This window comes from Rhodoferax potami, assembly GCF_032193805.1.
Classification (GTDB): Bacteria; Pseudomonadota; Gammaproteobacteria; order Burkholderiales; family Burkholderiaceae_C; genus Allorhodoferax; species Allorhodoferax potami_A.
Genome location: NZ_JAVBIK010000001.1, coordinates 1,399,307 through 1,407,240, shown reverse-complemented (window position 1 = coordinate 1,407,240; position 7,934 = coordinate 1,399,307). Strand labels below are relative to the sequence as shown.

At 58.2% G+C, this 7,934-nt stretch carries 8 protein-coding genes; 7 read left to right on the top strand and 1 reads right to left on the bottom strand.

What is annotated here, in order from left to right; genetic code table 11:
- Positions 1-258 precede the first annotated feature (258 nt).
- Positions 259-576, bottom strand: coding sequence for a flagellar hook-basal body complex protein FliE (gene fliE, locus RAE19_RS06745; RefSeq protein ID WP_430962519.1), 318 nt, complete (start codon positions 574-576; stop codon positions 259-261).
- A 173-nt stretch (positions 577-749) separates the two neighbouring features.
- Here fliE and fliF point away from each other — a divergent pair, with 173 nt between their 5' ends.
- The 7 genes from fliF (at position 750) to RAE19_RS06710 (ending at position 7,927) form a co-directional block, all read left to right on the top strand.
- Positions 750-2,441 carry a flagellar basal-body MS-ring/collar protein FliF gene (fliF, locus tag RAE19_RS06740; protein ID WP_313874165.1) on the top strand — a complete coding sequence of 564 codons (1,692 nt, stop codon included), beginning with the start codon at positions 750-752 and terminating at the stop codon, positions 2,439-2,441.
- Between the two features lie 21 nt (positions 2,442-2,462).
- The gene (gene fliG / locus RAE19_RS06735) at positions 2,463-3,464 is read left to right on the top strand and encodes a flagellar motor switch protein FliG (protein ID WP_313874164.1); all 1,002 of its coding nucleotides are present in this window, start codon (positions 2,463-2,465) and stop codon (positions 3,462-3,464) included.
- Positions 3,464-4,174, top strand: coding sequence for a FliH/SctL family protein (locus RAE19_RS06730; RefSeq protein ID WP_313874163.1), 711 nt, complete (start codon positions 3,464-3,466; stop codon positions 4,172-4,174). Before fliG ends, RAE19_RS06730 begins: the two co-directional genes overlap by 1 nt.
- Complete coding sequence (gene fliI, locus RAE19_RS06725; RefSeq protein WP_313874162.1) at positions 4,161-5,591, top strand: flagellar protein export ATPase FliI; 1,431 nt, start codon at positions 4,161-4,163, stop codon at positions 5,589-5,591. The genes RAE19_RS06730 and fliI overlap by 14 nt, the downstream gene beginning before the upstream one ends.
- Positions 5,588-6,055, top strand: coding sequence for a flagellar export protein FliJ (gene fliJ, locus RAE19_RS06720; RefSeq protein WP_313874161.1), 468 nt, complete (start codon positions 5,588-5,590; stop codon positions 6,053-6,055). The genes fliI and fliJ overlap by 4 nt, the downstream gene beginning before the upstream one ends.
- Positions 6,052-7,236, top strand: coding sequence for a flagellar hook-length control protein FliK (locus RAE19_RS06715; RefSeq protein ID WP_313874160.1), 1,185 nt, complete (start codon positions 6,052-6,054; stop codon positions 7,234-7,236). The genes fliJ and RAE19_RS06715 overlap by 4 nt, the downstream gene beginning before the upstream one ends.
- Before the next feature lie 109 nt (positions 7,237-7,345).
- Entirely contained in the window at positions 7,346-7,927 is a 582-nt protein-coding gene (locus RAE19_RS06710) for a flagellar basal body-associated FliL family protein (RefSeq protein ID WP_313874159.1), read from the top strand.
- The last annotated feature ends 7 nt before the right edge of the window (positions 7,928-7,934 follow it).

The following is a 7,934-nucleotide window of genomic DNA, read 5'->3' as shown; positions in this document are numbered from 1 at the left end:
ATTAGGTGTCTGCTGGCAATTTCTGGCCGCTAGGCAGGTGACCCGTGTCACCCACTTCAACAATACGGCCTCTCCACGGTATTACGGCAGGGCTGAAATATTCTTGAGTCCGTTGGGGCACAAACCGGAAAAATAGCGCTTTTTCGGAGTTAGGAGTGCTCCACAGGTTTAAAAGTTACAGACTTACTTAAGCCTCAAAAAGTGCTTTTGACGCTCGTGAATACTGCGTTATTAGCTATTAAAAATATAGCAAATTCATCAAACCTGCATGTTCATGATGTCGGTGTAGGCCTGCACCATGCGGTTGCGCACATGGAGGGTGGCCTGGAACCCGATCTGGGCCTTTTGTATGGCCACCATGGTTTCTTCCAGGCTGACCTTGGGGTTTTCCAGCTGCACTTCCCGTTGGAGGCGGCCGGATTCGTTCTGGGCAGCGCTGACTGCGCCAAGCGCGCTTTTGAGTTCGCCGGAGAAGCCGCCACCGACGCCTGAGGCGCTGCTGGCCCCGCCGGGTTTGATCCCGGTGGAGGGGCGGATAGAGGTGGGCATTGATACCGGGGTGAGCTTGAGATCCATGGTGGTCTCCCTGTAAGTTGGGTTGCCGCGAATCCTATGCCTGCACCTCATGGCGTATTTTTTTGAATTGGCCGGTAAAGCAGTGGCTTATTACCCTAATGTTTTGGAAGGTGGGTCGAATAATCGGCTCCATTCATGCGGAGAAGCCCGCCCTCAGCCCTGGAAACCACGACATGCCCGCAGTTGCCACCATTCCTGTGAACCCCACCTTGGGACAACGCCTCTCGGCGTTAGACCAGGGGCAGCGCATTCGCTTGGCGTTGGGCGTTGCGCTGTTTGTTGCTATTGCTGTGATCGGCATGGTCATGGGGCGTCAGGCAGAGTGGCGCGTGCTCTACTCGAACTTGGCAGACAAAGACGGTGGCGCGGTCATCGCCCAGCTGACCACTATGAATGTTCCCTATAAGTACACCGAAGGCGGCGGAGCCATCATGGTTCCGGCCGATCGTGTGCATGACGTCCGTTTGAAGCTGGCCTCGCAAGGTTTGCCCAAAGGCTCTGTCAGCGGGTTCGAGATGATGGAGGCCAATCGCTTCGGCATGACCCAGTTTCAGGAGCGCCTGACGTTCCAGCGCGGCTTGGAGGGTGAGTTGACCCGTTCTATCCAGGCCCTGGCTTCTGTCTCCAGTGCTCGGGTGCACTTGGCTCTGCCTAATCAGAACGGCTTTTTTCGGGAGCAGCAAAAGCCCTCGGCCTCTGTGCTGCTGAGCCTGCACCCCGGTCGCGCGCTGGACAAAGGCCAGCTTGCCGGTATCGTGCACTTGGTTGCGTCCAGTGTGCCGGAGATGAACCCCACTGCCGTCAGTGTGCTGGATGACACTGGCAAGCTGTTGTCCGCCAACCCGGATGGTGCTGCGGGTGTGGATGCTGAGCAGCTGCAATATGTGCAGCAGATTGAGCAGATCTATAGCCGGCGCATTCTGGACATGCTGGAGCCCCTGGTCGGCAAGCAAAACGTGAAGGCGCAAGTCACTGCGGAGCTGGATTTTTCGCAAACCGAAAGCACGACCGAGTCCCACAAGCCCAATCAAACGGTGGATAGCAGTGCGGTACGAAGCCAACAGCTTGTGGAAAGCACCAACGGCGCGCAGCCTACGCCGCCAGCCGGCATTCCCGGTGCGACAACCAATCAGCCACCCGCCCAGGCTGCTGCCCCGATCAATGGCCAGCCGCAAGTCTTGGCTGCCAATGGCCAGGCAGGCGCAGCGGGTGCCAATAGTTCTTCCAAGAAAGAGTCCATCATCAATTACGAAGTGGACAAGACGGTGCGCGTGACCAAGGGGGCGATTGGCGTGATCAAGCGTATCAATGCTGCCGTGGTCCTGAACAACCAGAGCACGACCGACGCGAAGGGCGTTACTACCAGTGTGCCGCTGACCGACGCTCAGCTGGAGAAGATGACCGCCTTGGTGCGCGAAACCGTTGGCTTCAATCAAAGCCGTGGCGATTCTGTCAATTTGATGAATGCGCCTTTCGCTCCTGAAAAGGTGGATTCCAACGAGGTTCCACTGTGGCGCCAGCCTGAATTGCAAGACCTGGCCCGCAGCTTGGCGTGGCCTTTGGGCACCCTGGGTATGGCGGCTCTCGTCTTCTTGGGTGTTATTCGCCCAGCCATGAAGGCCCTGACACAGCCGATTCCTGCGGCTGAAAATACGGCAGAAGAAGATTTTGCGCAGTTGGATGCGATCGAGAATGACCAGCCAGAACGCCCACAACTGACCGGCCCGGACGGAACCAGCAGTGATGCGGCGCAAGCCTCGCCAAGTGAACTTCGCCTGGAAGATGCCCGCAAGTTGACCCGTGATAACCCGGCTGCGGTGGCCAACATCGTCAAGGCATGGATGAATGGAGAAGCACCGGCTTAATCTCCGGCGCAAAATACCACCATGGCAAACGAAGACGGACTCCAAGACGCAGCGATCCTCATGATGTCTCTCGGCGAAGCCGAGGCATCGGAGGTGTTCAAACACCTGTCCCCCAAAGAGGTACAGCGACTGGGGGAGGCGATTGCCAAAACCACCCAGCTCACCCGCGAAAAGGTGGATGAGGTCGTCGATAAATTTACCGGGGTGGCTGCCTCGCAGAGCTTGCTGGTGTCTAACTCGGGCGACTATGTGCGCTCGGTGCTAAAGCTAGCGCTGGGCGACGACAAGGCGGCGCTCCTGATCGACCGTATTTTGCAGGGTGGCGATGTCTCCGGCATTGAAAGCCTGAAATGGATGGATCCGCTCTCTGTGGCGGAGTTGTTGCGCAATGAGCACCCGCAAATCGTGGCGGCGATTCTGGTGCACTTGGACTACGACCAAGCTGCTGATGTGCTCAAGAACCTGACTGAGCGGCAGCGCAACGAGGTGATGTTGCGTGTGGCCACGATGGAGGGTATCCAGCCCACCGCCCTGAAGGACCTGAATGAAGTGCTTTTCAAGGTACTGGCAGGGGGGGACAAGGTTCGCAAGTCTTCTTTGGGCGGTGTGAAGACTGCGGCTGAAATGATCAACTTGATGGGTACCGCGATCGAGGGTACCGTGATCGAGTCGATTCGCAGCCATGACTCAGACCTGGCCCAGAAGATCATGGACAAGATGTTTGTGTTCGACGATGTCAACAAACTCGACGACAAAGCGATTCAGATGGTGCTTAAAGAAGTGTCTGCGGATGTGCTGGTCGTGGCCCTCAAGGGTGCACAGCCCGAGCTCAAAGACAAGATTCTGGCGAATATGTCTTCTCGCGCTGCGGCGACCCTCAAGGAAGACTTGGAGTCCCGCGGGCCGATGCGCCTTTCCGAGGTGGAAGCGCAGCAGAAAGAAATTCTCAAGATTGTGCGGCGCCTGGCAGACGAAGGCCAGATCGTTATCGGTGGCGGAGGTGGCGACGACGCCATGGTCTGATGAGTCGCAATCAAGCACGTTTTATCCCCGGCGAAGAAATCGGTTCCGTTACGGACTGGGACTTTGTCGATGTAGACACCTCGAAATCCAAATTCGCGGCCAAGCTGGCAGCGCAGGCTTTGCTGGAAGAGCAGGCCAAAGAGGCGAGCGTCCGGCAGACCTCTTTTTCAGAGGGCCATGCTCAAGGCTACGCAGAAGGTTTTGCCCAGGGGCATGCGCAGGCCACGCTGGAGGGCCAGCGGCAACTCAAAGAGTACATCGCCAACGAAAGCCGGTCGACTGCTGAGAGCTTTGCCCAGATATTTGTTTCCGCGAACGCCCAACTTGCAGAAGCCGAGCAGGTGATGGCAAAAGGCGTGTTGGAGTTGGCCTGTGAACTGGCGCGCCAGGTGTTGCGCCACGAAATGTCCACCAACCCGAATGCCCTGCAGCCCGTCGTGCGCGAGGCGTTGAGTGTTCTGGCGATTGATAGCAAAGCGGCCTTGGTACGGCTGAATCCTCTGGACATGGAGGTGCTGTCGGAGGTCTTGCGCCAAGAGTTTTCGAATCTGTCTCTGACCTTGCTGCCTGATAGCTCCATCAGCCGTGGAGGCTGCATAGTGGAGTCCGCAGGCACGGTGGTCGATGGCACCGTGGAACAACGCTGGCGCAAAACAGTGGCCACCTTGGGGTTGGATGCGCCATGGGAGCCTGAAGATGTCCCTACCTGAGACCCAGCCATCCGCTTCCACTGAAAAGTGGACCACTTTCCTAGCCCAGGCGCGGGATGCGGTGCGCGAGGAGTCGTCGCTGGAAGTGCGCGGCACCCTGACGAAATTGACCGGCTTGGTGCTGGAAGCCAGCGGAATCCGCGTGCCCGTCGGGTCGCAATGTGTGGTGACGATGCGTGCGCGTGAGCCGGTGTTGGCCGAAGTGGTCGGGTTTTCGGGGGACCGGGCGTATTTGATGCCGGCGGGTGATGTGCATGGCCTCTCTAGCGGAGCCGGAGTGGCTGCAGCGCCTGCTTTTGTGCCGGTGCCCCGTTTGGGTGAAAAGCCAGCAACCGTGGATGCGGCCTCCGCCGGTATGTTGCGCCTGCCCTTGGGTGACGGGCTGTTAGGTCGTGTGGTTGACTCACAAGGCTACCCCATGGATCGCATGGGCCCTTTGGCCGATGTTGCGGCACGTGTTTTAGACCGCAAGCCCATCAATGCGATGGACCGTGCGCCAGTGCGCGAGGCGCTCGACACCGGAGTGCGCAGTATCAATGCGCTCTTGACTGTGGGGCGGGGCCAGCGACTGGGGCTGTTTGCAGGCTCCGGTGTGGGCAAGAGTGTGCTGTTAGGGATGATGGCCCGCTACACCCAAGCCGATGTGATTGTGGTGGGCTTGATCGGCGAGCGGGGCCGGGAAGTTAAAGAATTCATCGAAGACATTCTGGGCGTGGACGGGCGTGCCCGATCGGTCGTGGTTGCTGCGCCGGCAGATGCGCCGCCCTTGCTGCGTATGCAGGGGGCAACCTATGCCACTGCGATTGCAGAGTATTTCCGCGACCAAGGCCGGCATGTGTTACTGCTGATGGATTCGCTGACGCGTTACGCGATGGCACAGCGCGAAATTGCCCTAGCCATTGGGGAGCCACCTGCGACCAAGGGGTATCCGCCTTCATGCTTTGCCAAGCTGCCCCAACTGGTCGAGCGCAGCGGCAATGGTTTGAATGGTGTGGGTTCGATCACTGCGTTTTACACCGTGCTGTCAGAGGGGGATGACCAGCAGGATCCGATTGCGGATGCTGCGCGCGCCATTCTCGACGGCCATATTGTGCTGTCACGTGCCCTGGCAGAGTCGGGCCACTACCCGGCTATTGATGTGGAGCAATCGGCTTCCCGGGTGATGCACAACGTGGTGGATCGGGGGCATTTTGAACAGGCACGGCGTTTTCGCAGCCTCTATTCCCGGTACCAGAAGGGCCGGGATTTGGTTCAGATTGGTGCCTATGCGCCGGGCTCTGACCCGATGTTGGACGAAGCCATTGCATTGCAACCCGGTATGCATCAGTTTTTACAGCAGGATATGTTTGAGGCGGCACCCATGGAGCAAACGCTGGCAGAGCTGGCGATGAGCACCTCGGTAGAGGCCTTGCCATGAGTGACTCAACTGGCTTGCTGCTGGCGATTTCCTTGGCGGAGCGCAAGCGTGACGCGGTGGTGCAGCAGTTGGCCCAGAGTCAGCAAAATGTGCGCTCAGCGTTAGATCAACTGGAGCAACTGCGGTCGTATGCCGGCGATACCGACGGGCGTTGGGTCCGGAATGGCACGGTGGGTTTGTCCGTGGAGTTATTGAAGCATCACTACCAGTTCAGTGGGCGTCTCCAGCAGGCCATGGTGATGCAAGAGGGCGTGATCGCCAACCTGCGCCGTCAGGCAGAGCTCGTGCAAAAGCAATTGCAGGCCGCGGAGTCTCGATTGTCCGGGCTGAAAACGGTGTTATCCAAGCGGCGTGCTGAGGCGGAACGCTTGGCCCGGCGCCGTGAGCAGGCCGATATGGATGAAATGGCAGCGCAGCTTTTTGCGCGAACCCGCGCTCTTAACCTTCAGGGTGAAACGCTATGACGATTGAACTTGCCCCCAAAGCACAGCCCACCCCTGCGAAGGAATCTGCGCCTCAAGTGAACAAAAAGGCGTCGGCTGATAGCACCGCCAGTACTCCTGTGGGGCCCAGTTTCTTTACGATTCTGGAAGGTATAGACGAAGCGCCTGCTGGCAATATCATTTCCGGGGGCACGCTGGATGGCGGGTTGCCACTGGCGAGCGATGCTGTGCCGCTTCAAAGTGATGCGGCAGGTGTTGCCGTGGATGATGAAGCGGAAGGGCTACTTGGTGATGCCGCGTTCTTGGCATTGCTGGGCGTAACTCCGCCTGCAGTGGCCATCGCTACCCCAACGGAGGGTGTGGTGCCCAAGCCGGCCAAGCTGCAGAGCTCGGAGGGGGGCGCATCGCTGGTCGGTGTGCTGGATGCGGGAGCTAAGAAGGCGCCTGTCGCTCCGACAAAGTCGGGCCGTGATGCGCTGCTGGCAGCGGCGGAAGCGGCCAGTGAGTCAGTGCTGGGTAATGCTGGAGATCGCACTACGGCGGCCAGCCCGGGCTTGCTGATGCCGCCCAAAGATGTGATGCCGGAGCGCATTCAGCGCATGACACAGGACGCAATCGTTTCGATGTTCAAAGGTGTTGAGGCGATCCCTTTAGCCGGCGCTAATTCGCGGGACCGTGTGCAGGAGCCCGGTACGTCGACGCGGGGGGGCGGTTCTGATGCCCTCGCGCCGCTGAGTGGTTTGCAGCAGAGCGCCGGCGGCGCCATGGGCGTGGATGGCGTGTTTGCAGGCTCCGCTACCGAGGCCATGGGGGAGCAGTTTTCTGAAGACGTGAAGTATTGGGTCGGGCAGGACATGCAAAAGGCGGAACTCACGCTGGACGGGTTCGGGCAATCGGCTGTCGAGGTGAGTATTTCTTTGCAAGGAAATGAGGCGCATGTGGCCTTCCGTACGGATGAGGCGCAAACACGTGATGCGCTGTCTAGCGCCAGCACGCAGTTGCAAGATGCCTTGAACCGTCAGGGAATGAGCTTGGCAGGGGTGTCGGTGGGTACATCCAATGCGGGAGATTCACGCGATAAGGCGGGTCAAGGCCAGAGTTCTCCATGGCGTCGCGCTCGCGTAGAAGGAGCGGAAGAGGTGACGGTATCCAGCGGCATAAAGCCCCTCAATTCAGGGCGGAACATTGATTTGTTTGTTTGAGTGATTTGGTGACAATGCAGAGAAACACCAATTAACCCCCCTTATTCATCTTTTGACTGAAGGTCAGCGTTGAATAATCCAACCAACAATAAGCCATAGAGGTACCTACGTGTCAGCAAAACCAGAAGCAGCCGATGCAGCTCCCCCTCCCGCTAAAAGCAAAAAGATGCTCATCATCATTGTTGCTGCAGTCTTGGTCCTGGTACTTGGAGGTGGCGGCGCTTTTTTCTTTATCAGCAAGAAAAATGCAGCTGCGGAAGAGGGCGGAGAAGAGGCCGCACCTCCACCGCCAAAAGCAGCAGCAGTTCAAGTGGATCCGAAGGCGGCACCTGTCTATTTGCCAATGGATCCGATGGTGGTGAATTTGTCCGATCCCGGTGGCGAGCGTGTTGCCCAAATTGGAATTACTCTCGAGGTAATTGACGCGAAAGCGTCTGACACCGTGAAAGCCTATTTGCCGACTATTCGTAGTAGCGTGTTGATGCTGATATCGCAGCGAACTGCTGATGAGCTGCTGAAGGCCGAAGGCAAAGAGAAGCTGGTTGAGGATATTTTGAAGGCTACCTCGGTTCCTTTCGGGGGCAGCATGGATGACGAGGACGAGTCGACGACCAAGAAAAAGAAAAAGAGAGTCGTGCAGGTGCAGTACCCGGTGACGGGTGTTTTGTTTTCCAGCTTTATCGTGCAGTAAACGGAGT